Below are 22,557 nucleotides of genomic sequence, written 5' to 3'. Positions count from 1 at the left end.
GAGAAATATTATAAAATAGAGATATTAAAATTAAAATGAGGAAATATGAACCTGGAAAAGAACTTACAGCTAATTCAAATGATTAGAGAGCACACAAGTACACGGAGGAGGGGTAGATTTTGTGGCCATGGAACCGCTTAAAGGATGAGACTTTCTACGAGGATTTATGTTATAAATACTATGAGCGGATTTATCTATACTGCTTAAGGAGAGTTAAAGGGCAGGAGGAACTCTTGGATCTGGTAGAGGAGTGCACCCAAAATACATTTTTGGAAGCAAGGAAGCAGCTTGCAAAATTAGTAAACCATCCGAATGTGGAAGGATGGTTATACACTACGGCACGGAATCTGGTCAACCTTTCATTTAGAAGTATGTACACCAAGAATAAGTATGAAATCAGCATGGATGATCATATCTTGGAAGCTTGGGCGCAGGTGGACAACGAATTGGAAGAACTCTTCAATGGCACTGCCGATCTGGACAAACTTTGCGAAGAGATTTTAGAGGGACTTCAAGCCGATGAGTATGAGCTTTATCGTGATTACTTTAAAAATAATATGTCCGTTTCAGAACTTGCCGGGAAACATGAGATTTCCGCCACAGCAATGACGACCCGGATTTATCGGCTAAAAAAGAAAATTAAAAAAAGTGTTCGTATTTATTTTGAAAAGTGAACTAAAATTTTGTAGTCACTGTGATTTAATACGGCCTTTGTAATGTATATAAATGGAAGGTTGAAAAAGAAAGGGAGAAAATCATGGCGAAAGAACGGGATTCCCTTGATGTAATTAATGATAAAGAAATTATCAGGATGATACTCTCCGAAAAGGAAAGTGACGTTCTTGTAAAAGAAAAGCTATATCGTATTTTGTATGAGGCATCGGCGGTGGATGAGGTCAGTATGGACACGGATTTGATCGACGAATGTATAAAGGCCATTAACTTGATTGAAGGAAAAGAAGAATATCTTTCCGAAGAGAAAATGAAAACCATGCGCCAGAATGTCGATCAAGCTTATAAGGAATGGCAGAGCAGCCAGCATAAAACCTTAGTGGGAAAAAGAATAGCTCAGGTTGCCGCAGCCTTTATTTTGATTTTTTTCACATCCTCTACAGTGGCCAGTGCTTTGGGCTATAATCTTTTCCAATCTGTGGTTGATTGGGGGAAAGATACGTTTAACTTATCGACCCAAAGTCAGCCGGTAGAAGAAGGTAATTCCAATGTCGCCGAAAGGAAAACCTATAGTGATATTCAGGAGGTTATTAAGGATATCCCGGTAAAGCCGCTCTTGCCTCAATGGGTTCCGGAGGGATTTGTCTTTAAGTATGGTGAGACTTTTAAGTTACAGAATCACAGCAAGGCGTTATTATACTTTCAGGAAGATTCAAGCAAGGTTATTGTTTTTGACCTTAGTATCTACGCCGAAGGGGAGCAAGCAGTTGCGGACACTAACTTTGAGAAAGACGAAAATCTGGTAGAAGTTTATGAAAAAGATAATATAAAACACTACATTCTTCGCAACCTCGGTCAAACTCAGGCGATTTGGAGCCACAATAATACCGTCTATAATATTAGTGGCGATATCACAGCGGATGATCTAATTAAAATTATTGACTCGATGAATTAAAATGACTTTAGAAAATACAATTCAGAAAAGCAGGAGTTTTGATGCGCTCCTGCTTTTCTCATGGTTCCTTACTCCTATCAGTTGGCAGTCACTGGTTGGGAGGTAACGATCTTTGTTTCCTCCCCTCCTGCATTGGAGACGTAAAACTCAACATAACTCCGATATTGTGTTCCGGGCGTTCCGCTATAATAACAAGCATAAACATAAGTGCCGGTATTATAAAGGTAATCGTTTTTTACTATTGTGTATGTGGACTGCCAGTAGCCGTTTTTTAATGTTTGAATTTCTATAGTTTTAACCCCAAGCTGATCAACAATTCTAGTAGCACCCAATATGTTTTCCAGATAGAGTTTTCCATTTCCCTGGGGTTGTATGGTGGCGCTTGTTGAGCGGATGTATAAACTTGCCTGAGGCGTTAGATCATTACCCGCATCTGCGTAGGAAGTAAAGGGTGAAGCCATAGTACAAAGTACTATGGTTAAAAACACAACGATTAATTTCTTCATCAATAACATGGTTTAACCTCCATATAATTTTTTTATAAGCATAGGTTATTTCCGAAAAGAGAATCTCTTACTCAGGTTTGGGGCTGCCTGTCTAGTTTGTTGGCAAGGTATCACGCTCCCTCTGAAATTTAAGTCCGTTAACTACGCTTAGGTGAGATTGAAGTTTTGTGCAGGATTCTGGACTGTAGCTTTTTGCATTACTTTTCTACTATATACATTACATTAGTGACATAAAATCACATTGTTTATTTAAAAAGATTTAAAATCATTAATCATCTAAAAATTGCAAAATGTGGAACATGATGAACTAATAGTTATAGTGGACCCTTTCCACAGCATCTCCGTACCATTATTTTGATTTTTCCTGGTATTATCGTTGGATGCTATTCTTCTGCATTGAATGAAACAATATTGTGCTATAGACAATCTATAAGAACATAGAAGATAAGATTGTAATCAGAATATTGTTCGAAATTTTAATGCTAAAAAGATGTGATTTTGATCATCTAATGTAATGTATAAGGCAAGGAGGGATATTTCTTAACATCATTCAGGAGATTTTCATGGTGAGGTGAGGTATGTCAAAGGCTAGAAGCAATGATGGAGGTGATATCATAGGAGGCCAAAAAAGCGAAAGTATAACGAATGGCATTTAAACTGAGATGCATGAGGACTGTGCGTGGACTATCTCTATTCTTTAAGATAAGAATTTGAAAGGAATGAAACTTATGAGAAAGAAAATATTTAAGTATTCAGCTTTACTATTAATATGTTTTGTTTTTGTATTATCTTGTGCAACCTTTAGTTTTGCTGGATACGATTTGGGTTTGCCTTCTCCTGTATCTTCCCCCGTTAATGCGGGATACCTTTATGGAGAAAAGCTAAATTCAAGCAGCACATACGGTCATATGGGTATGGATTTTGCTGCACCAATTGGAACATCGATATACTCTACTTATGTTGGGAAGGTTATTACTAAAGGCGATCTTGGGGGGGCGTCGTATGGAAAATACATTGTTATAGAGTCGACTCATCCATATTATACCAATACTAAATTCTATCACTATTATTGCCATATGAGCGAGTTATCCTCATCTATACAAGTAAATACAACTTATCCAGCGGGAACATACTTGGGTTTATCTGGGCAAACTGGGAATGCTAGTGGACCCCATTTACATTATGAAATAAGAATGGGAGCAAATAACTGGTATGCCCAAAGGAATCCGGAAGGATTCCTTGGAAGAAGTAGTAAAGACAATTATGCAGCTCTTCGCGGAAAAGTCTTAACTTCATCGGGTTCCTACGCGCGGGCTATAAGAATATCTGGGGCCACGAAAGGTACAGATGTTAACTATGGGGCTTCATACTCATATTATGTTATGGAAAATGGTAGTGCATTTCCGGATGAAAGTGCATACGGTTTAAACTACTATATCACAAGAATCAATCCTGGAAGTATTACCTTAAATTACAATAATGGCGCGCGGACAAGTACCGTTAGCGCAAGTAGTAATACAGATACATTAGTACCAAGTGTTAGTTTGCCTTAAATCAAAGGAGGGAAAGCAAATGAAGACGAAAAAAATTATAATATTCATGACACTGATAATTGGATTATTGTCCATAGGTTATGTTTGTTTAGCAGAAGGCTCAGTTTTTTTTGCAAAGGATTCCATTATTGAAAACAATCCTGGTGGTATCAATAAGTATACAGCGGAGATATCCGATACTATTAAACTACAGGATATTACAGTTTCAGCTTCGGAAGAAATTGCTGACGATGGGAGTTTAATTTTTAATGTAAAGAATACATCGGACAACAGCATATTAGGGTCCTTTTGGTATAAGCCTTGGCTTGAAAACAGACCGATATATTTAAAACTAAGCAATGGCGATATCATTTTAGGCAAGGAAAAAATCTATAGCTATAAAGAGAAGAAAGTTGTGCCCCTAACTGAGGGAACCGGTCTCGAAACCGTATTTGATTATGATGTTTCCGGTGATAATCTGGCTATCGTTGGAAAGAGAAGCTCAAATAATGCAGGAATAGAAGTAGTCATAAAGAACTTGACTACTGGAAAAGCAAAATCCATCGATACATTTAAGTATTCCGGGTTTAATTACCCCGAAGTTATCTATTTAGGATGGAGCGATGGGAAGTTATTTTATGATTACTTCGAAAACACGCCTAAGATAAAAGAATATAGCTTACAGAATGACAAATCGGAAGTTTACTTTGAGGGGGCTGGTGAAGCTCAAGTATCGCCGGATGGAAGCAAAATTGTGTTTACACAGATCAACTTAAAGGACAGGCATGATTCTAAAATAGTTTTATCTGATTTAAAGAATAATCAAATAATTGCAACCCTTGACGGCTCAAGAAAATTATTTTGGGACAATGATTATCTGATTATAAAGAATGTAGATCAAGCAAAATTAGTCGTTTATGACATCAAAAATAAAGGGATTAAGGCTGGAGAATACCCTATCGAGGAGCAGCCCTATGAAGTTAATGTTACAGGCGATGGAATCAAAGTGAAATCTTACAGTTTTAAAAATGAAACCATTATAGATACTGAAAAAGAGTTTAATAAATAAGATTAATATCATTTTATCATTCAAAAATTGGGAGGTTATTCAAACTGAGTTTTTCTGGTTATTTTCTAGAAAACTTAAGCTTTACTCGGGAGCTTCTTTAGGAACCTCCCCCCGGGTCTGAACCCTCATAATTTCACACAGAATAGATTTAATGGAGACCTAAATAAGAGATATTATGCAGGTGATTTTCATATATATGTTGATTAAACTATGCTAAGGTGAAATAAAAGCGGGGTGATTTTCACCCTGCTTTTAGGTTGAGCGCAGAATAACGGGATTTAATTTTTGTGTGCTTGCTCTTGTTGTATTGTACGACAAACAAATTTTTTGCGAGGGCGGGTGGTCATACGGTTTTGTGCCTTTCACAGAAAAGGAAGGATCATAGATATGAAAAAAAATATAAAAATTATATTGCTAATATATGTTATTATAATTATAAGAATTACACTTTTTCCCATTAACCCTGTTATACGTATACAGTTATCCTTTATCGACTATAATTTGATACCATTTCAATTTTTAAAGGGTGGTTTTGATAAAATTCAATATTTTTTGTCACCAGAACATACTTATAGCATAAATATCATTGCGTCGACGCTTATTGACATGTATAAAAATTTTGCATGTAATATTTTATTATTTTGTCCTCTGGGTTTTTTATTACCAATGCTCTACGAGATAAATAATCGCTTAAAAAGAATAATAGTCATTAGCTTTGCTTCATCTGTCTCGATTGAAGTCCTGCAGTTGATTATTATAATTACGACAATAACACCTGGAAGGGCTTTTGATATTGATGATATTATTGCTAATACAATCGGCGGGATAATTGGATTTTACTTCTTCGTGATTTGTAACAAGTTTTATAAAAAGAAGCTTTTAAATAGGGAAACGCTGCATCCCTAGGCAGTTACAACCCTTCCTTCGGTCGGCCAGCCGAAACTTAAACCACTTTCTGCTCGAGGAAAGGCCTCCATCCAGTCAACCTTTCCTCTATGAATTAACATATCCCGGAGTTACAAGGACTTTAACCTTAAAGAATTTTATAGTAGAGAGTAAGCTAACCTAAATCTACACGTATATCACAATTAAAATAAAATAGCTATGGCTGAAGAGCACTCCTCATTATGATAAAGAAAGCAAGGAGTGCTCTTCAACTTCCAACATACACTCATGTTATTAGTTTATGACGAATAATGTTGGTATCAGCAGATTCCTATCTAGTTCTAAAAAGCGGTGACGTGAAGATAGTTAATAGGTTTTACCAAATGGTTAATCATCACAACTGAGTGTCCAACAATACAAGCCCAAACGCTCGGCACCTTCAACTCGCTTGTTCGTTTTGTAACGGGATGCTGTGTTTATACTTAGATGTTAAAGAAGTAACCTGTTCTTAATAAAACAGACACTTCAGAGTTAGGGCTTCTCCCAAATCCTTAGGATTATTAATTATTTTTGTTCAAAAGACCGCCCTCGCCGGTGGCAAGAGTCCGTTAGTCACGGCCACTGCATTAAGAGGGTCTTGGCAGTCAGGGGCCTCCAACGTTACATTGCCTAAGGCCTGATGTTTTCCACGTTGATACAAATTAAGAGGGGGAACGGGCAAATGGATAGTGCGGATGCCAATAAAAACAAGGTGAGGGAACTATTCTTTTTTATCCTATGCGGGTTAGTCTTGATTTGCAGTATTTCATTTAGTGTCTACGTTGCAAACTTAGATGAAATTAACAATAGGATTTTAGTAATGATATATGGGTTGATTATCAAACCTATAATAGGTGTGAGTGCTGCCTTATTGATTGCGGGTCTGCTAGCAAAAATAGGGGTACTTAACACAGACGTATTATCTGCAAAAGCAAAAAAGATACTGTTCTTTATTGGCTTGGTCTTGGTTACAATAACAGCTTTTTACATGCTACTGATGGGTTTGCTCTGTATGGGGTACCAATATGCGGGAACAGATAACTGGGTAAGCGCTGTAAACCGCAGTCAGTTATATCAAACACTTTACCAGCCATTTCGTTCCGTTTATTATAAAGCTGTTTATTTTTTCTATAATAATGTCGGTACCCTAGGCGCGCTCTTCCTATTTTTTGCCAAAAACAGATTGGAGAACGGGATTAGGGAGAGGCCAAATAAGACCAACATAAAAAAAGGAAACGTTGGGCAATTGCTTTTCTATAGTGTTTTCGGACTGGCTTTTATCTGCGGTGTCATCTTTCGAATATATATTGAAAAGACGGCGGAAAGCACATCTCATCATATTTTGACTGGAATCATCTATCTTGTTTGGGTTAAGCCTCTGGTTCTAGTGAGCGCTGCCTTATTGATTGCAGGTTTACTAACGAAAATTGGGCTCCTTAACGTAGACCACTTATCGGCAAAATCAAAAAAGATAATTTTCATTATGGGTCTTATCTTTGTTTCAGTAACAGTTTTTTACATGCTGCTGATGGGTTTGTTTTACACGGGACTCCAATATGCGGAAACAGATAATTGGGTAAAAGCTGTAATTAACAGTCAAGTATTTATCATGCTGACCAAGCCGTTTTTTTCTCTTTACGATGAAAAAATGTTCTTAATTCGCAATACTGTCTGCACTATAGGCGCTCTCTTCTTGTTTGTAACAATAAACAAATCTTAGATTTGTAAAAGGGGAGGTTGTTAAATAACTAAAATTATGTCCCATGGACTAGCACCTTGGTCACGGCAATATGACTATATAATTTAAAGCTCTTTTATCGTGACAAGGCATGTGGAGAGTATAATCCTGTTGCTCGCCAATACCCCTGAGGGGCGATATCCTGTCCTTATTCTTAAGTAAGAAGTTGTGAGGTTAATTTGTATAAAATAATAACTTTATTAAAACGGCAGTTCATAGCCCACACCGTTTCCATCATATTTTTATTGATAGGCTTTATCGTATCCATATTGCTTATATCCATTGGAACCAGTGCTGTACTTGGGTTAAAACAAGCCGCCATAATGAAAGAAAACGCCACGCCGCAAAATGCTTTGGCCATGACATATGCTTTTAGTAAAAAGTCCAGTTTTGACGATCATTTAGAAATAATTAAAAATATCTCCGTGAATTCCGGCGTTATGGTAGCGAACCACTCCCTTTATTTTAACGAAGATCAATCCAAACACCCCTTAACCGCTATCTTTTTTCAAGAAGAATCCAAATGGACTTATCCGTATTACGATGGAAGATATTTAAAAACAAGTGAAATAAATCAAGGAGCCAGCGTAATTTTAATCGGTAAAAACCTGTTAGGGCTTACCCATAAGAAAGATGGAATAAAGTACCTGGATATTGAGGGCGAAGAGTATGAAGTGATTGGCTTAATCGGTGTAAAAAATCAATATACGACATGGGATTCCAGAATATTGATGCCCCTTACGTCAGTCCCTGAGAGTACCAGGAGCGAAATTGAAAGCAGCGGCTGCACTATGATCTTGTATAATGATGAAAAACTGCCCATGGATGATTTTAATACCTTGAAGGATAAAATCCTTCAAGTGGATAAAGACGCCATGATCACGGCTGAGGAATTAAACCCAGGCAGCGAAAAGATTATCATTGATTTATTTGCACAGAAGGATAGTTTGGTGATTTTTACTCTCTTGGTTTATGTAATAGCCTTAATAAATCTGGTTAATATCACATCCTATTGGATCAATGACCGAAGATATGAAATTGGGGTAAGAAAAGCTTTTGGACATACGAACCTTCAGGTTGCCATGATGTTATTCTCGGAAATGTTTCTCGTTTTATTGACAGGCTGCATTATCGCCTTGGTTTTACATATGCTTTTAAACCAAATTTTAAGTAACATGCTGGATTATCCGTCAACTGTAACCTACGTTAATTGGTTAACGGCTATCATTTTCACAATGGCCTCGTCTCTTGCAGCAACAATCATTCCCATCGTCAAATCTATGAAAATTCAACCCATTGAAATCATGAGAAAGTAAAACCCAGCAGGAGGATAGCATGCCATCCATTAAGATTGCCTTAAAGTCTTTGGGAAAAAGAAAACTGACAACGATTCTTTTCATCGTGCAGTTTACAATTACTATTTATATGTTGCATACAGCCGTTATGGGTATCAAGACAAACTCTTATCAAGAAAAGTATCTCAACGCAGATATTGATAAAACAATGCATTTAACGCTATTCAACGTAACCTATGCCGAATACTTCAGGTCAAGTTTTCTCACCCTCGCCGAGTATATAAATAACCTGCCGGGAGTTGAAGGTTTTGGAGGGTACGACTTAACCAATACCTTTTTTGCAGAACTTGAGAATGATAACGCTTTTTTGACGAAAAGAAAGGAATTAACCAAAGGCTCCTTTAAGGAGCAATATCCTCATGCCGTCGAGATCATTAAGATGGATCAAGGAGTATATCAGCTAGCAAAATTACAAATAGTCCAGGGCAGGAGTTTTCAGGACAGTGACTTCAATCCGAATCAGAAAACGATTCCGATATTAATTGGCGAAGCTTATTCTCAAATAATAAAACTGGATCAGATGATAACAGACAGCAATACCGGAATTCAATATAAAGTGATTGGTTTTATCGGCAATGACAGCCGTTGGTTCAATGAGCATGATTATATCGGCAATAAGCTGGTCAGCCTGTCCGATAAATTCGTTGCCCCTTTTTCGTCTTCGGAAAATTCAATACTGGAAAAGTCCAACTCGTTATTTTATACCCTCAGCAATACTGAAGAGCAGGAGAATATCAGCATGCTCATTGAAAACAAAGCAAAGGAATTGAACCTCGGAATCGCGTGTAAATCGATCAGAGAAGAACTGCTCCTTTACAAACAAAATAACAGGGAGATTATGTTTAGCCACCTATTCATCTGTATCTTCCTGGGGGTTATGTCGCTCTTTGGGTTGATTACCGTCAGCGTCTCCACCGTTTTAGCCAGAAAGAGAGAATTTGGGATAAGGATGGTGACGGGGGCCAGCAAAGCGTATATTCGCTCTTTAATCATAAAAGAAAACTTTATTATTATTGCCATTTCCGCATTATTGGCAAGTTTAGCTATTTTGACGATGAATTATCTCGCCGTAAAACAAGCAATAAACGACGGAGAAATGATAAATCCAATGCAAGATAGCAGTCTGGAAACCGTCTTATTGTCAATCATCATTATTATGGGGATAACGTTTCTTTCATCGATACTACCCGTTCATAAGGTTAATTCCTTAAAACCGGTGGAAATGATAGGAGGCAATGATCGATGAATATCATTGAACTGAAAGAAATCTATAAGATTTACGGCAAAAGCGATTACCGGACTATCGCGCTCAATAATATAAATCTGGCCATAGAAAAAGGAGATTTTCTGGCGATTATGGGGCCCTCCAGCTCGGGAAAATCCACCTTCTTAAATATTTTAGGCTGTATGGATGTTCCTACAAGCGGAGAGTATTATTTAAACGGAGTTCTAATAAATTCGCAGTCCGACAGGGCGTTAAGCAATATCCGAAATCATACTGTCAGTTTTATTTTTCAGAATTTTGCTCTTCTCAAAGACTACAGCCTTTATGAAAATATTGAATTGCCCCTTCTTCATCGGAAAATACCGTCTAAACAAAAAAAGGAAAAAATCATGCATTATTCCTCAAAACTTGGAATAAACAGTATTCTTCGGAAAAAACCTCAGGAAACATCGGGTGGCCAACAACAACGGGCGGCCATCGCCAGAGCACTGGTGTGCGAATCAGAAGTCATTTTGGCTGATGAGCCAACCGGCGCGTTAGATCAAAAAACGGGAGAAAATCTGCTGTTGCTGTTAAAACAAATTAATCAGGAAGGGAAAACAATTTTGATCGTGACCCACGACAGCAAAACGGCAAACTATGCGAATAAGATAATAACAATTAATGACGGCGAAATTGTTTGACGCTGCTTTATTGAATTTAAAGCCACATCGGCGTTTGCTTATTATTGGAGTGGATGGGCAGAGGCAGCAGTTGGTAGAAGCGCTGTCTAAGTGATTGGCCCTAATAGACTGAAGGTGATTGTTCATTGGAGCAGCTTAAAAAAGATATTAAAAAAGACATTGTTGTTACCGTATGCATTTTAGCAACGATTGGGCTTATCATACTGGGGAGACAATTCTTTGCTTATGTCGAATTCCGAATGAAATTTTGTATTCCCCTCTACAGCGAGACTGATATCCTTCTTCATGATCCGAACTCTAATTCTATGATGCTAACAAATGAGGAAGATATTAAAGAGCTACTTGATTCAATGAAATCAATTAAGTTTGCAGGCATTAGGCCACTTACTCCTACTTTTGCAGACAATAGCCCCTACACAATAAGTGTTAGAGCAAAAAACGGCCACTATTTGCTTAATGTATCTGATGATAGTACGCAATCTTATTTTCGTGGCGAACATGATGCCAAAATAGTTCACTACGAAGAAACCTTGAGAATTGTTAAACGACTTTTTGAAGGGCAAAGTACAGACTATAGAGAGTTTGAAATGAGTTTTTTAGTACGGAAGAGACATTGCCATGATTCGGTGCGTTGGATTTGCTTAGTACCGGCATCACCTATGGCATCTGCTTGCCTGGGACACTTTATACAAAGAAACCATAGAAGCAGCCGATGTTCTCTATGGCATCACCATGGAGGAATCGGGCGTCTCCCAAAAAATATCAAACTCCTTTGAGGGGCTTGAGCTAACAGCATTACTTTAATTGATACTTTTCCGCATACAAATTTTGCTCATAAGGGGCTCTCCGTCCGGGACACTTCTCTCTGGGACAAAGCTGACAATTCTCGTAGCTTCCTTCCTTAGAAAAACGGAAACCGGATACTGTTTTGATAGGGCTCATGAGGAAGCTTTCTTTCAGTTCCACCCCGATTAAGCTTTTGACGTCACCTAAAAGTTGGAATAAAGGTGCTTGTTCTTTGAGCGGCCAATCTTCAAGAGAACCGGGATTCATGTTGACGGCATGGCCTAAATTATATTCTTCTGCAATTTGGGAGAAAAATGCCACCCGGGCGGAATGCATAACTGCTTCCATAATCCCATCGGCACAATAGGATTCAAACATATGATGAAAGGTTTTTGCCCATCTTTCAAGCTCTTCTCCGCAAGTGATAACATAAGGGACGACTTTAAAGGTTTCCGCCAGGTTGACCCGCAATACTCTGCTGGTGAACTTAAACCCATCCACGACGACAAAATCTTCTCCTTTGGATTCTATATAGGCCAATCGGTAGGCAGCCTTGGGCTTGCCGATTGTCAATGCTTGCTCAATCATGTTTTCTACATCCTCGACATAAGGTTTGCCCGGCTTGATATGTAAATGTGTAAAAAGCCAATCCCGATCGATAGTAAAAGGAATAGCCGTCATTACTTTGGTATTCATTTATTACCCTCCTCGTATAATTGATTTAGTTCCTGCCCCACGAGTCCCAAAAACTAATGGAACGTGGGGTATTTAAATGACCATAGACAACTGGAAATTCAGTAGATATGGTCAACAGCAACAAGATGCACACAGGATAACGCATACCCCATGCAGCCGTCGTGCCTGTGGGCAGTGTGGACAAGTCAACCCCAAGGCATACTTCAAATTCGACTTGTCCAAAGCCTGTTGGGAAAGCTCTTTTAAGACAGACCCCAAAGGGCTTTTCCACAGGCTGGCACTGTCCACAGGCTCAGGTGAGGAATACCTGAGATTCCTCAGATCGTTCTTTGACAACAAAAAAGTAGTTAAGTTTGTTGGGATTTCAAGCAAAATGGTACCGTGAGGTTCGTTCTGGCAAAGCCTTTTCCTCCTTGAGGCTCTGACCTCTTTTTAAGTCTGACTGCCAGCCCACAATTTGAACTTTTAACTCGAAGGTTGCACAGCTTAAAGGGAACTCCTCCGATAGTAGCAGATCGGTTGGATCCGAGGTCTTTTTAGGACAAGTGCTGATTCGGCGAGGTTGTTGACCTGTTGTGGTGCCTGGTCCCAACGTTAATCTTACAAATTGTTTGGCTCAGAAAGTGAGGTGATTTTAATTGAGTTTATTTGTCGGTATTGATGTGAGTTCCAGTGATTTTAAAGTGCGAATCTTAGATGAGCGTGGTAATGAACCGGTTAAAAGGCTACGGGCTTTGAATGATCAGCCTGGTTGTGAGCAAGTTGCCCGATATCTCTTTGACGCCTGTGCTCAAGTGAATGTGGACCGGCTGGTTATTGGTTTAGAGGCCACTTCCGTATACAGTTGGCCGTTACAAATGTTCTTAGCGGAAGACCATTCTTTAGCCCCTTTGCAGCCCCAAATTTATTCCTTTAACCCCAAGGTCGTTGCTAATTTCAAGAAGGCTTATGTGGACCTTCCGAAAAACGATTGGATTGATGCCTGGGTCATTGCCGAACGTCTACGCTTCGGTCGGCTCCCAGAGGGCTCTCAGGTCGATTTCCGCTACTTACCGTTACAGCGCCTCACTCGCTTTCGGTGTCATCTGATTGAGATGATTTCCAGAGAGAAGAATTATTTTCTCACGAACTTGTTCTTGAAGTTTAGCACGCTTGCCCAAGGTGCGGTTTTTAGTAACACTTTCGGCGCTACTTCTGAATCCTTGACACTTGAGTTTTTTTCTCCAGAAGAGGTTGCGGCTCGACCGCTTGATGAACTGATTGATTTCCTCATGGAGAAAGGAAAACGTCATTTCGAGGATCCGGAAACCAAAGCCAGAGAGTTGAAGGAAGCTGCCCGCAAGGCCCATCGACTGCGTGGAAGCCTATTGCAACCCATTAACCTTATCCTGGCCACGAGCATTGAAACCATCCACACATTGGAGAAGCAGGTAAAGAAAATCGATAAGGCAATCGAAGCAGAAATCAGGCATTTCCCGAATACGCTCATTACCATTCCCGGTATTGGCCCTGTGCTTTCAGCGGGTATTATTGCTGAGATCGGAGACATCCGTCGTTTTCCGAATGAAGGAGCCTTAGCAAAGTTTATTGGGTTAACCTGGCGTACCCACCAGTCAGGTGATTTTACAGCCGATGACACACCCTTAACCCGAACTGGCAACACCTACTTGCGCAGTTATATCATCCAGGCTGCTAACTTAGTACGCCAAAAGGAACCAGAGTACAAGGTCTTCTACCAACGTAAATTTTCGGAAAGTAAGACTCATCATCATCGCCGTGCTCTCGTGCTTACTGCACGCAAACTCGTCCGTATGGTTGATGCTCTGCTACGCAGCAACCAAATCTATAGGCCACATGGCAATAGGGGGAATGCAAACCAAGCATGAATTGCGCTAACCGATACTCCATTTTTGTAACTTTTTCCCACGATAGTTTGGGAATGAGATGATTTCTTGTTGCCTTTTTTTGCCCACTGATTATTAGCTAACTGAAAATTTGACTCGCTTAGAGTCTTGACATATTACCGAAGGACTTAATTAAAATGGATTACTTTAATTATGGCATAACAGGAATTTTCTCACAATCATAACCACTATGTCATTTTTTATGCCCAAAAGGGGAAGTTATACCCCCTGATGGTTTTTGCTCCTTAGATTCATGCTATAATCTATAATAAGAATATTTTGAAAATTACTCATATCATTGCTTTTTAAAACCTTTAAAACAGGAGGGGGAACATGCCTTATATTAAAGTCCAAGGGAAAAATATTTTTTTCCGGCAAAACGATAAAGCTATTTCCCACAGACCGACCATCTTATGTGTGCATGGTGCCGGGGGAACTGGAAAAAAATGGGCAAATCAACTATCCGGACTCAGGGATTTTCATCTTATTGCTCTCGACCTTCCCGGACATGGACTTTCGGAAGGAGAAGCGGTTGATTCCATACAGAGTTATAAGGAAAGCATCTGGGAATTTGTCCAAGCCATGAAGTTAACATCTTTTGTCATTGCGGGGCATTCCATGGGCGGCGCGATTGCCCTGCAGTTTGCTTTGGACTATCCGGAGTGGTTAAAGGGCCTGATTACTGTTGGCAGCGGCGGCAGGTTGAGGGTGAACCCTGTGATGCTGAAAAGCTTGTCACGGGGAGAGCATCCACTGGAGAGTATTCGATTCAGCTATTCTCCTAAGGCTGCTGCAAAGATTCTGGAAGATGCTGCTGAAGAAATGAAAGCTGTGTCAACTCAGGTTTTATGGGCGGATTTCCAAGCTTGCGATAATTTTAATGTAATAGATAGTATCCAGCAGATTAATCTGCCTACTTTAGTTATTTGCGGGCAGGAGGATAGAATGACGCCGGTTAAGTATTCCGAATATCTTGCTCAGCAAATACCTCAGGCATCACTTGTGCTCATTCCGGAGGCGGGTCATATGGCTATGATCGAACAGCCGGAAGCTGTCAATAAGGCGATCACGGAATTCATGATGGATAGCTTGAATCCCGCCCAAAGATAGGGATAAGGTAGATAGAAGGATACTCCTCTTTTTGTAAAGAGAGGTATCCTTTGATTTTTTCAAGCAATATAGCTTTGCCCCTCAATTCATCTTATCTATGCGGAATAACAGAGAGAAGGGGGCATGAAAATGACAACATCAGCTATGATGAGTCCTGTGGAAGTAAGCAGTAATACATTGATGGCAAAAAAACAGCCACTAGGGCTGCTTAAGGTTGCATTTTAGATTCGTTAATACCGAGAGCGTCTTTAATTGATGTTTGAAGGAGCTGCGAGAAATTTAGACCTGCTTCCTCCCCGGCATCCCGTAACCATTTAGGTAAAGTGCAGTTTTTAGTTACGGATTTATTTTTAGCTTCATTGCGATAAGGAGGTAAATATACTTCTATGAATACAATGCGATCACTGGCATCATACAAGGTAATATCTTCTGGAGCAGAAGGGATAGGGAGAGGCAGAGCTTGTTCTTCTTTTTCTATGACTAAATTGGCAAGCATTTCTTTAGCCCTTCGGATACCATCGGTTATATCTAAACTTAAGATGGCGGTGCCGGGGAAATCAGGAAAATACATACCAAGGCCTTCATCGTCAGCTTTTTCGACAACAATGGGATAAATTAAATGATTGGTCAAAGTTATCAACTCCTTTGGGAATTTTATATTTATTAGTCGCTTGCACCTAGGATTAGAATTTAACTCCTGATGAGCGTTCTATACTATTAAGTGTTCCTTTCGGGATGACCTGACCGCTATGATGGTAACTTATATCTGCATATTTGGTCGGATCATTTTTGTGTATGTATCGTTGGTGACTTGTACCTTTGCCATGGTTTGGGGATTTGATAAAACCTTCTTCTTTTAGTTTTTCAAGAACTTTTCTTACAGTAATTTGCTTCCCCAACCGAATGTCCCCCTTGCTAACATCAGAATAACACGTGTTATATATGCGTGTCAATGGTGCGCGTGAAGGTTTAATTTCACAGGGGCCTTAAGAAATCAAAGGGTTCCTCAATAGTTCATCCTGAAAAAGGGAATAGAAGGAAGTTGTCGAAAACTATGCTATAACGCCATTGTTTTAAATAGTGGAGGGGTGGACACGAAACGGCTTATAATCTACCTGCTTTATGGGACCGGACTTTTGCTCCTCATTTATCTGGGGGTTCATCACCATGAAGAGCTGCGTTTGATGGCTGGCAGAAGCTTTGATCAGACTCCGCTTTTCAGGTTCGTGGCTTTCTTCGCCATAGTGTTTGGGACTGAGTTGAGTCCATGAGGAGTGGGAACTCTTGAGTATCTTAACCAGAGGAGGTCCGGTCATTCAATAATCTTTTTCAATCTGTGGCTGAATGGGGAAAGATACGTTTAATTTATTGACTCAAAGTCATCTTGGAGAAAGTAATTCCAATGTCACCGAAAGAGCTCGGCATTGCTCGCTTGCTTTTGATATCTGCCAAAACAAATGGTATACTTAGGAAAAAGAATACAGCTAAGAGGAGCGGGAAGATGAAAAAGAATTACCTTCTGCTGCTAACGGCGGCTTTGCTGATAAGTTCGATTTTATTAGGGTGCAGCAAGAGCCAGGCACCGGCAAACCAGCCGTCCCAAGCAGGCAATGACGCCACGGCGGCGCAAGAGCTCATAGTGGGTATGGAACTGGCCTATCCGCCTTTTGAGATGACTGATGAAAAAGGGAACCCGACAGGTGTCAGTGTTGATTTTGCCAAAGACTTAGGCGCAGCTTTGGGCCGACCGGTTAAAATCGAAAACATGGCGTTCAGCGGTCTTATACCGGCTTTGCAAACGAAGAAAATTGATATGGTTATTTCTTCAATGACGATTACGGACGAACGGAAAAAAACCGTTGCTTTTTCTGATCCCTATGCCAAAGCTTGGCTGGCCTTGTTGATCAATGAGAAATCTTCGGTGAAAGAGGTTAAGGATCTCAATGCGCCGGGGCGTAAGGTGGCCGTCAAGAATGGTACGACAGGGCATATTTATGCCCAAGCCAATCTGCCGCAAGCAGAAATCATGGTTTTTGAGAAAGAAAGCGCTTGTATTCTCGAAGTCGGCCAAGGGAAAGCCGATGCTTTTATCTATGATACCTTGAGCATCTACAGAGCCTGGAAACAGAATGAAAAGACGACCCGTGCCAATTTGAATCCATTCCAGGATAAAGTTGAAGAATGGGGCGTGGCCTTGCGCCAGGATGATAAGGAATTGACGGCTAAGGTCAATCAATTCATCGGCGAGTACAAGAAGAACGGCGGCTTCACAAGACTAGCGGAAAGATATTTGCCTCAAGAGAAAAAAGACTTCGCTGCTCTGGGCGTGAAATTTTTCTTCGACTGATTTTTTGCCTGCTTACTTAAAGTCATGGATTGCCGTGCAAACTCCGTGCCGCAGCATTGCGGCGCGGAGTTCTCGATTTTGCGGTAAGGATAATAGTCAAAACGAATAGAATGAATACAAGATAAATAAAAAGACGAATAGAAGATGAGTAGAAGACGAGTTGAAGCGGGAGAGGAGGGAATCCTGGTTGAATCGGCCGAATTTATTGTGGAAAAATGAAGAATCTCATCATCCCACTCGTGTGCAGCAAGCCTTCAATATCGCACTGGTCAGCGCCTTTATGCTGGGCGTCCTGCTTTGGGCTTTTTACAGCCTCGACTACACGCTGCGACTGGACACCGTTTATCTGTATAGGACCAAGTTTATCGACGGCTTCCTGATGACGATCATTATTGCTTTTTTTTCCCTGATCTTAAGCCTGATCATCGGGAGCTTCTTGGCGTTTGCCGGAAAATCAAGATTTTTGCCTTTGCATTATTTTAGTAAGGCCTATGTGGAAATCATCAGAGGAACTCCGCTGCTGGTCCAGATTTATGTGTTTTTTTATATTATTGCTACCGCGATGCACCTCAGTAATCGTTATGTCCTGGGGGTCATCATTTTATCGGTTTTTTCCGGGGCGTATATCTGTGAAATTATCCGGGCAGGGATTGAGAGCATCGAAGCGTCTCAGATCGAAACTGCGCGATCACTTGGCTTCACATCATACCAACGCTATCGTTATATCATCATTCCCCAGGTGTTCAAAAGGATCTTACCGCCATTGGCCGGCCAGCTGGTGTCATTGATCAAGGACTCTTCCCTTTTGTCGGTGATTGCCGTCAGCGAGCTGACCAAGAACGTTCAGGAGGTGGATTCATTCACCTTTGCCACCTTTGAGAACTACATTGTGCTGGCGCTTTTATACATGATCCTGACCGTACCGATTTCCTATGCCTCGAAGGTTTTGGAAAGGAAATTCAATTATGAAGCTTAAAATCAGCAATCTGGAAAAAGCTTTTGCCGGCAAAACAGTGCTTAAAGATATCAATATCGATTTGGAATATTTTCGCTCCCTGGCGATTATTGGCCCTTCAGGAGGGGGTAAATCCACGCTTTTGCGGATGATCGCCGGTTTGCAAAGACCTGATCGTGGGGAAATTCACATTAATGGCGAAAGAATCCACTATTCGGAAACGCTTTTGCACGAATACCGCAAAACCATTGGCGTAGTCTTTCAGTCTTACAATCTATTTCCGCACCTGACAGCCCTGGATAATATCACTCTGCCTTTGACGGTTGTTCATAAATTCAGCAAAGAGAAAGCCGAAATAATCGCTTTGGATCTGCTGGATCGGTTTCAATTAAAAGTGCATATGGATAAGAAACCCCATCAATTGTCGGGAGGGCAGCAGCAGCGCATTGCGGTAGCCAGGGCCTTGTCCATTGAATCCCGTTTTTTGCTCTTTGATGAACCGACCTCGGCTCTCGATCCGGAGCTGACCAGCGAGGTTCTGGACATGATTAAAGAGCTTCAGGAGCAGGACAAAGATTTAATTCTTGTGACTCATGAGATGGGGTTCGCCCGTCAGTCCTGCGATTATGTACTTTTTATTGCCGATGGTCAAATTATCGAACATGGATCCAGCGCAAGAATTTTTAAAGAGCCGCAAAGCCTGGAACTGAAGAATTTTCTTAATAAGATTTTAGAATGGAGATAAGACAGAGTCCTGAAGGCCACCTCCGGCTATTCAGGACTCTGTTTGCTTATGAGGGCTTATAGTTTACTCATCCATTGAACTGATTAACTGAATCAAGTTCTCTTTTATCTTCCTGATCTCCGCCACCGGCTCCCCGCCCAGATCAAAGAGGGCTTTTCCTTCCAAGTCAGCATCCATAATCTCTCTGCTGAAAGTGACCTGGCCCAGCAGGGGAAAATCGCTCAGAGCCTCCCCCACGAACTCCAAATCTTCAGCGCTCCTTACTTTGCTGGCCACCACAAAAACCCTTTGAATCCCCAGATCACGGGCCAGCTCCTGAATTTGCCGTGCCGTCTGCACACTCCGCCGTCCCGGCTCGACTACCACGATCAAGGCGTCCATCGCGCCTGCCGTTCCCCGGCCCAAATGCTCGATGCCGGCTTCCATGTCCATGATGACCACTTCGTCTCTTTGCACCAGAAGGTGCTGCATCAGCCGCTTGATCAGGGTGTGCTCCGGGCAGACGCACCCTGAGCCGCCCTGTTCCACCGTCCCCATCAAAAGCAGCTTAACCCCTTCATGCTCCACGCAAAACTGCTCCGGCAAATCGTCCACCTTCGGGTTGAGGATGAAAAAAGTGCCATAGCCGCCATCGGCCCCCGTCCTCTCCTCAGCCAGTGCCTTCATCTTGGCGAAGGGAGTGATTCCCCGGTAGTTCTCCTCAGGAATGCCCAGAGCAGAAGCCAGATTAGCATCAGGGTCTGCATCCACCGCCAATACCCGGTAACCGTCAGCTGCCAATAGGCGGGCCAAGGTTCCGGAAAGGGTCGTCTTGCCGACCCCGCCTTTGCCTGTCACCGCTATTTTCATCGCTCTAACCCCCTGTTTGTTGTTTCTATAGATTTAATCCCGCCCGTTTCTCCTGAATCACAGCGAATAACTTCTTGACCGCCTCTTCCGGATCGGTCTCAACGATAAAATAGCCCCCGGTAATATCTTTGATCTTCTCCGTCAACACTTCCGTTACCACCTGGGACCCCAGGACTTGAGGGACTGTTCCCAGATGAGTGGGCAGGCCTAAGGCCACGGCCCAGGTGCCGATGGCTACTGCCTTTTCCGACATAGCTTCAGGAGCGGAGGCCACCAGGGGCAGGCGATCCAGATCGACTCCCAGCTTTTGTGCGATGGCCACAGCCACAGAAACGGCACGGGTATTGTCTACGCATGATCCCATGTGAAGAACCAGGGGCAGAGGGCCATTTAAACCATTGGCCTGGCCGATGGCCGTCAGGACAGCCTTCAACCCGTCCCCTGCATAGGCCAGGGTTGCTTCCTGGGTCATCAGTCCATGCTTGGCCAAAGCACCGGCTCCACAGCCTGTCGCTAAAAGAAGAACATTGTGGGCTGCCAGCCCCTTGGCCAGTTCAACAAAGCTTCGATCCTGAAGGGTGTTGGTGCTGTTGCAGCCGGCAAACAGGCAGATCCCTTGAATATTGCCATTCACGATATTGTCCAATAAAGGTTGAAGAGGATCGTGGGCATCAAGCTGGCTCAAGGCTCCGATTACCGCTTCGGCGCTGAAACCGACGATAGCTTTTTCCTTAACCTGAGGGATATTCACCCGCTTGGGATCCCGGCGCTGGTAGGCATCCACAGCCAGTTCCAGAATTTTTCTGGCCGACTCCACCGCATTTTCCTTATCGAATTGAACATGGGTAGCACCGGGGATTTTGGTGGTAGACATGGTCGTAATAAGCTGAGTATGGAAACATTGGGCAATGGCTCCCAGGGAAGGCATAATACATTGAACATCCACCACCATGGCTTCCAAAGCTCCTGTTAGAATAGGCATCTCCTGAGAAAGATAGTTGGTCGCCAGGGGCACTCCATGGCGTACCATCACTTCATTCCCGGTACAGCATACACCAACGATGTTAAATCCGCCTGGTGCTCCGGCTTGCTTAGCCAGGTCATTCAGCATCGCCGCCGCATCGCACACCACCTCACTGAGCAGGGGATTATGCCCATGGACGGCAATATTGATGGCATCCTCCTTAATGACCCCCAGATTGGCCTCGGTCACCGTAGGTGCAGGAGTTCCAAAGAGAGCATCGGAAAGCTCGGTGGAAAGATACATTCCTGTGTAATCGGCCACCGCTCCTTTTACTCCTCCCAAAAGAATATTCACCGGATCGGCATCACATCCCACATGAGTCCGGCTCATAATCTCAGCGACGGCAGCATCGATATTGTGAGGCATGACATCCCATTGTTTTAATTTGGCCGCCCGCTCTTGTGTCATGGTCAATTCTGCCCAACGGCAGGGAATTTTAGAATCCTGGCGGGAGTAATCCTCCAGGGACGCGTCAGCTACTTCTTTGGTCAATTCGCGAATACTTTTCCCTTCCCAATCGATCCCCAGCCTTTGAGCTATTCTTTTCAGCTTTTCTTCGTCTTTGATTGTATAGGCAGAGGCATTTCCTTTGCCGACCTCCCGCATAGTCAGGGCAATATGGCGGCCGTGGTCGGAGTGGGAGGCTGCTCCGGCAGCAATGCCGCGGATCAGATTGCGGGCCACGATGGTATGGGCATCGGCGCCGCAAATACCCCGTTGGGCTCCCTTGCCAAAGGGATCGACCCGGCAGGGGCCTTTCCAGCAAATGCGGCAGCAAATCCCCATTTTGCCAAAACCGCACTGAGGCTGCTGATCTTTATGGCGATCCCAAACGGTTTGGATCTTGTCTTTTTCCGCCACAGGCAACAGTTTCTGGACTGCTTCATCAATGGAAAATCTTAAACTCATGATCCGTCCTCCTTTAGTCTACAACACTCTGCATTCGCTATCCCTTTCAGAGACTGAGCGAAAGGACTTTTGTCGGGCAGGCCTGAATACAAGCGCAGCCTTCTGCTTTAATTTCTTTATTCCGGCTAAAACACAGGTCACATTTGAGGGCTTTGGTCCGGTTGCTCTTTTTTCCATCCGCTCTTTCCACCATTTCCGTGGTCATGGTGATGGAACCGAAAGGGCAGGCCCTGGCACAAAGCTTACAACCAATACAAGTTTCCCGGTTAAGCTTGACGAGCCCCTCTTCTTGATACAATGATCCGTTCGGGCAAACTTTAACACATGGGGCATCCTCACATTGCCGGCATTGAGTGAGTACCACCGTAGTTCCTTGCTGCACTACACTTACTCTTGGCTTAAGCTTCATTTGGCCAGCCGCCGCTCCTTCGATCTCATATCCGGCATGGGCCAGGCCACAAGCCAGTTCACAGCTTTTGCAGCTTAAACAACGGCTGAGATCAGCATGGATGAAACGGTTCTTTCCCTTAGACATAAAGCACACCTCCTCATCTCCGCCCCTTCATCACTGGA

At 42.3% G+C, this 22,557-nt stretch carries 22 protein-coding genes; 15 read left to right on the top strand and 7 right to left on the bottom strand.

The genetic code is table 11. From position 1 onward, the window contains the following. Positions 1-119: 119 nt before the first annotated feature. Together DHAF_RS19040 and DHAF_RS19035 are read left to right on the top strand one after the other, a co-directional pair. Entirely contained in the window at positions 120-674 is a 555-nt protein-coding gene (locus tag DHAF_RS19040) for an RNA polymerase sigma factor (RefSeq protein WP_015944810.1), read from the top strand. Positions 675-757: 83 nt separating this feature from the next. Next, positions 758-1,627 carry a DUF4367 domain-containing protein gene (locus DHAF_RS19035; protein WP_015944809.1) on the top strand — a complete coding sequence of 290 codons (870 nt, stop codon included), beginning with the start codon at positions 758-760 and terminating at the stop codon, positions 1,625-1,627. Between the two features lie 77 nt (positions 1,628-1,704). On the opposite strand, the gene DHAF_RS19030 is transcribed toward DHAF_RS19035, so the two are convergent. Further along, positions 1,705-2,142, bottom strand: a complete 438-nt coding sequence (locus DHAF_RS19030; RefSeq protein ID WP_015944808.1) for a hypothetical protein — start codon at positions 2,140-2,142, stop codon at positions 1,705-1,707. A 719-nt stretch (positions 2,143-2,861) separates the two neighbouring features. Here DHAF_RS19030 and DHAF_RS25360 point away from each other — a divergent pair. The 8 genes from DHAF_RS25360 to DHAF_RS18995 all read left to right on the top strand — a co-directional run bounded on the left by DHAF_RS25360 (position 2,862) and on the right by DHAF_RS18995 (position 11,435). Next, entirely contained in the window at positions 2,862-3,686 is an 825-nt protein-coding gene (locus DHAF_RS25360; protein WP_015944807.1) for a M23 family metallopeptidase, read from the top strand. 19 nt (positions 3,687-3,705) lie between these two features. Next, positions 3,706-4,734 (top strand): TolB-like translocation protein, encoded by a 1,029-nt coding sequence (locus tag DHAF_RS19025; RefSeq protein WP_015944806.1) that lies wholly within the window; start codon positions 3,706-3,708, stop codon positions 4,732-4,734. A gap of 387 nt (positions 4,735-5,121) precedes the next feature. After that, positions 5,122-5,640 (top strand): VanZ family protein, encoded by a 519-nt coding sequence (locus DHAF_RS26820; RefSeq protein ID WP_015944805.1) that lies wholly within the window; start codon positions 5,122-5,124, stop codon positions 5,638-5,640. 700 nt (positions 5,641-6,340) lie between these two features. After that, positions 6,341-7,378 (top strand): hypothetical protein, encoded by a 1,038-nt coding sequence (locus DHAF_RS19015; protein WP_015944804.1) that lies wholly within the window; start codon positions 6,341-6,343, stop codon positions 7,376-7,378. A gap of 197 nt (positions 7,379-7,575) precedes the next feature. Then, entirely contained in the window at positions 7,576-8,712 is a 1,137-nt protein-coding gene (locus tag DHAF_RS19010) for an FtsX-like permease family protein (protein ID WP_015944803.1), read from the top strand. A gap of 19 nt (positions 8,713-8,731) precedes the next feature. After that, positions 8,732-9,997, top strand: coding sequence for an ABC transporter permease (locus tag DHAF_RS19005; RefSeq protein ID WP_015944802.1), 1,266 nt, complete (start codon positions 8,732-8,734; stop codon positions 9,995-9,997). Further along, entirely contained in the window at positions 9,994-10,659 is a 666-nt protein-coding gene (locus tag DHAF_RS19000) for an ABC transporter ATP-binding protein (RefSeq protein ID WP_015944801.1), read from the top strand. The genes DHAF_RS19005 and DHAF_RS19000 overlap by 4 nt, the downstream gene beginning before the upstream one ends. Before the next feature lie 125 nt (positions 10,660-10,784). Beyond that, positions 10,785-11,435: a hypothetical protein gene (locus tag DHAF_RS18995; protein ID WP_015944800.1), complete on the top strand. Its 651-nt coding sequence runs from the start codon at positions 10,785-10,787 to the stop codon at positions 11,433-11,435. Positions 11,436-11,454: 19 nt separating this feature from the next. Here DHAF_RS18995 and DHAF_RS18990 read toward each other — a convergent pair whose 3' ends face one another. After that, a complete protein-coding gene (locus DHAF_RS18990; protein WP_015944799.1) occupies positions 11,455-12,141 on the bottom strand; it encodes a vitamin B12 dependent-methionine synthase activation domain-containing protein in 687 nt (228 codons plus the stop codon). A 638-nt stretch (positions 12,142-12,779) separates the two neighbouring features. On the opposite strand from DHAF_RS18990, the gene DHAF_RS18980 reads away from it, so the two are divergent. After that, positions 12,780-14,027 carry an IS110-like element ISDha12 family transposase gene (locus tag DHAF_RS18980; protein ID WP_005808714.1) on the top strand — a complete coding sequence of 416 codons (1,248 nt, stop codon included), beginning with the start codon at positions 12,780-12,782 and terminating at the stop codon, positions 14,025-14,027. 351 nt (positions 14,028-14,378) lie between these two features. Further along, positions 14,379-15,155 (top strand): alpha/beta fold hydrolase, encoded by a 777-nt coding sequence (locus DHAF_RS18975; protein ID WP_015944798.1) that lies wholly within the window; start codon positions 14,379-14,381, stop codon positions 15,153-15,155. Positions 15,156-15,363: 208 nt separating this feature from the next. Here the strand turns inward: DHAF_RS18975 and DHAF_RS18970 are convergent, their stop codons facing one another. Both DHAF_RS18970 and DHAF_RS18965 read right to left on the bottom strand, forming a co-directional pair. Continuing rightward, positions 15,364-15,786: a type II toxin-antitoxin system HicB family antitoxin gene (locus DHAF_RS18970; protein WP_015944797.1), complete on the bottom strand. Its 423-nt coding sequence runs from the start codon at positions 15,784-15,786 to the stop codon at positions 15,364-15,366. 52 nt (positions 15,787-15,838) lie between these two features. Continuing rightward, a complete protein-coding gene (locus DHAF_RS18965) occupies positions 15,839-16,054 on the bottom strand; it encodes a type II toxin-antitoxin system HicA family toxin (protein ID WP_018210977.1) in 216 nt (71 codons plus the stop codon). Positions 16,055-16,656: 602 nt separating this feature from the next. Between DHAF_RS18965 and DHAF_RS18955 the strand changes: the two genes are divergently transcribed. The 3 genes from DHAF_RS18955 (at position 16,657) to DHAF_RS18945 (ending at position 19,202) form a co-directional block, all read left to right on the top strand. Then, a complete protein-coding gene (locus DHAF_RS18955; RefSeq protein ID WP_015944796.1) occupies positions 16,657-17,502 on the top strand; it encodes a transporter substrate-binding domain-containing protein in 846 nt (281 codons plus the stop codon). 187 nt (positions 17,503-17,689) lie between these two features. Beyond that, positions 17,690-18,478: an amino acid ABC transporter permease gene (locus DHAF_RS18950; protein ID WP_015944795.1), complete on the top strand. Its 789-nt coding sequence runs from the start codon at positions 17,690-17,692 to the stop codon at positions 18,476-18,478. Further along, positions 18,468-19,202 carry an amino acid ABC transporter ATP-binding protein gene (locus DHAF_RS18945; protein ID WP_015944794.1) on the top strand — a complete coding sequence of 245 codons (735 nt, stop codon included), beginning with the start codon at positions 18,468-18,470 and terminating at the stop codon, positions 19,200-19,202. The genes DHAF_RS18950 and DHAF_RS18945 overlap by 11 nt, the downstream gene beginning before the upstream one ends. Positions 19,203-19,265: 63 nt before the next feature. Here DHAF_RS18945 and DHAF_RS18940 read toward each other — a convergent pair whose 3' ends face one another. From DHAF_RS18940 to DHAF_RS18930, 3 genes are read right to left on the bottom strand one after another with little or no spacing between them, the layout of a single operon-like run. After that, positions 19,266-20,051: an ATP-binding protein gene (locus DHAF_RS18940; protein ID WP_015944793.1), complete on the bottom strand. Its 786-nt coding sequence runs from the start codon at positions 20,049-20,051 to the stop codon at positions 19,266-19,268. Positions 20,052-20,076: 25 nt separating this feature from the next. Next, positions 20,077-21,984, bottom strand: a complete 1,908-nt coding sequence (cooS, locus tag DHAF_RS18935) for an anaerobic carbon-monoxide dehydrogenase catalytic subunit (protein ID WP_015944792.1) — start codon at positions 21,982-21,984, stop codon at positions 20,077-20,079. 46 nt (positions 21,985-22,030) lie between these two features. Then, the gene (locus DHAF_RS18930; RefSeq protein ID WP_015944791.1) at positions 22,031-22,519 is read right to left on the bottom strand and encodes a 4Fe-4S dicluster domain-containing protein; all 489 of its coding nucleotides are present in this window, start codon (positions 22,517-22,519) and stop codon (positions 22,031-22,033) included. Positions 22,520-22,557: the final 38 nt, after the last annotated feature.

Source organism: Desulfitobacterium hafniense DCB-2 (assembly GCF_000021925.1).
Classification (GTDB): Bacteria; Bacillota; Desulfitobacteriia; order Desulfitobacteriales; family Desulfitobacteriaceae; genus Desulfitobacterium; species Desulfitobacterium hafniense.
Note: the sequence above shows the minus strand (reverse complement) of the source record. Positions and strands in the feature narration are given on the sequence as shown.

Excerpts from the sequence above, each read along its gene's own strand:
- cooS (WP_015944792.1), bottom strand. The coding sequence starts at position 21,984 with ATGAGTTTAAGATTTTCCATTGATGAAGCAGTCCAGAAACTGTTGCCT.
- DHAF_RS19025 (WP_015944806.1), top strand. The coding sequence starts at position 3,706 with ATGAAGACGAAAAAAATTATAATATTCATGACACTGATAATTGGATTA.
- DHAF_RS19015 (WP_015944804.1), top strand. The coding sequence starts at position 6,341 with ATGGATAGTGCGGATGCCAATAAAAACAAGGTGAGGGAACTATTCTTT.
- DHAF_RS18945 (WP_015944794.1), top strand. The coding sequence starts at position 18,468 with ATGAAGCTTAAAATCAGCAATCTGGAAAAAGCTTTTGCCGGCAAAACA.
- DHAF_RS18990 (WP_015944799.1), bottom strand. The coding sequence starts at position 12,141 with ATGAATACCAAAGTAATGACGGCTATTCCTTTTACTATCGATCGGGAT.
- DHAF_RS18975 (WP_015944798.1), top strand. The coding sequence starts at position 14,379 with ATGCCTTATATTAAAGTCCAAGGGAAAAATATTTTTTTCCGGCAAAAC.
- DHAF_RS19035 (WP_015944809.1), top strand. The coding sequence starts at position 758 with ATGGCGAAAGAACGGGATTCCCTTGATGTAATTAATGATAAAGAAATT.
- DHAF_RS25360 (WP_015944807.1), top strand. The coding sequence starts at position 2,862 with ATGAGAAAGAAAATATTTAAGTATTCAGCTTTACTATTAATATGTTTT.
- DHAF_RS19030 (WP_015944808.1), bottom strand. The coding sequence starts at position 2,142 with ATGTTATTGATGAAGAAATTAATCGTTGTGTTTTTAACCATAGTACTT.
- DHAF_RS18930 (WP_015944791.1), bottom strand. The coding sequence starts at position 22,519 with ATGTCTAAGGGAAAGAACCGTTTCATCCATGCTGATCTCAGCCGTTGT.
- DHAF_RS19000 (WP_015944801.1), top strand. The coding sequence starts at position 9,994 with ATGAATATCATTGAACTGAAAGAAATCTATAAGATTTACGGCAAAAGC.
- DHAF_RS18955 (WP_015944796.1), top strand. The coding sequence starts at position 16,657 with ATGAAAAAGAATTACCTTCTGCTGCTAACGGCGGCTTTGCTGATAAGT.
- DHAF_RS18940 (WP_015944793.1), bottom strand. The coding sequence starts at position 20,051 with ATGAAAATAGCGGTGACAGGCAAAGGCGGGGTCGGCAAGACGACCCTT.
- DHAF_RS19005 (WP_015944802.1), top strand. The coding sequence starts at position 8,732 with ATGCCATCCATTAAGATTGCCTTAAAGTCTTTGGGAAAAAGAAAACTG.
- DHAF_RS26820 (WP_015944805.1), top strand. The coding sequence starts at position 5,122 with ATGAAAAAAAATATAAAAATTATATTGCTAATATATGTTATTATAATT.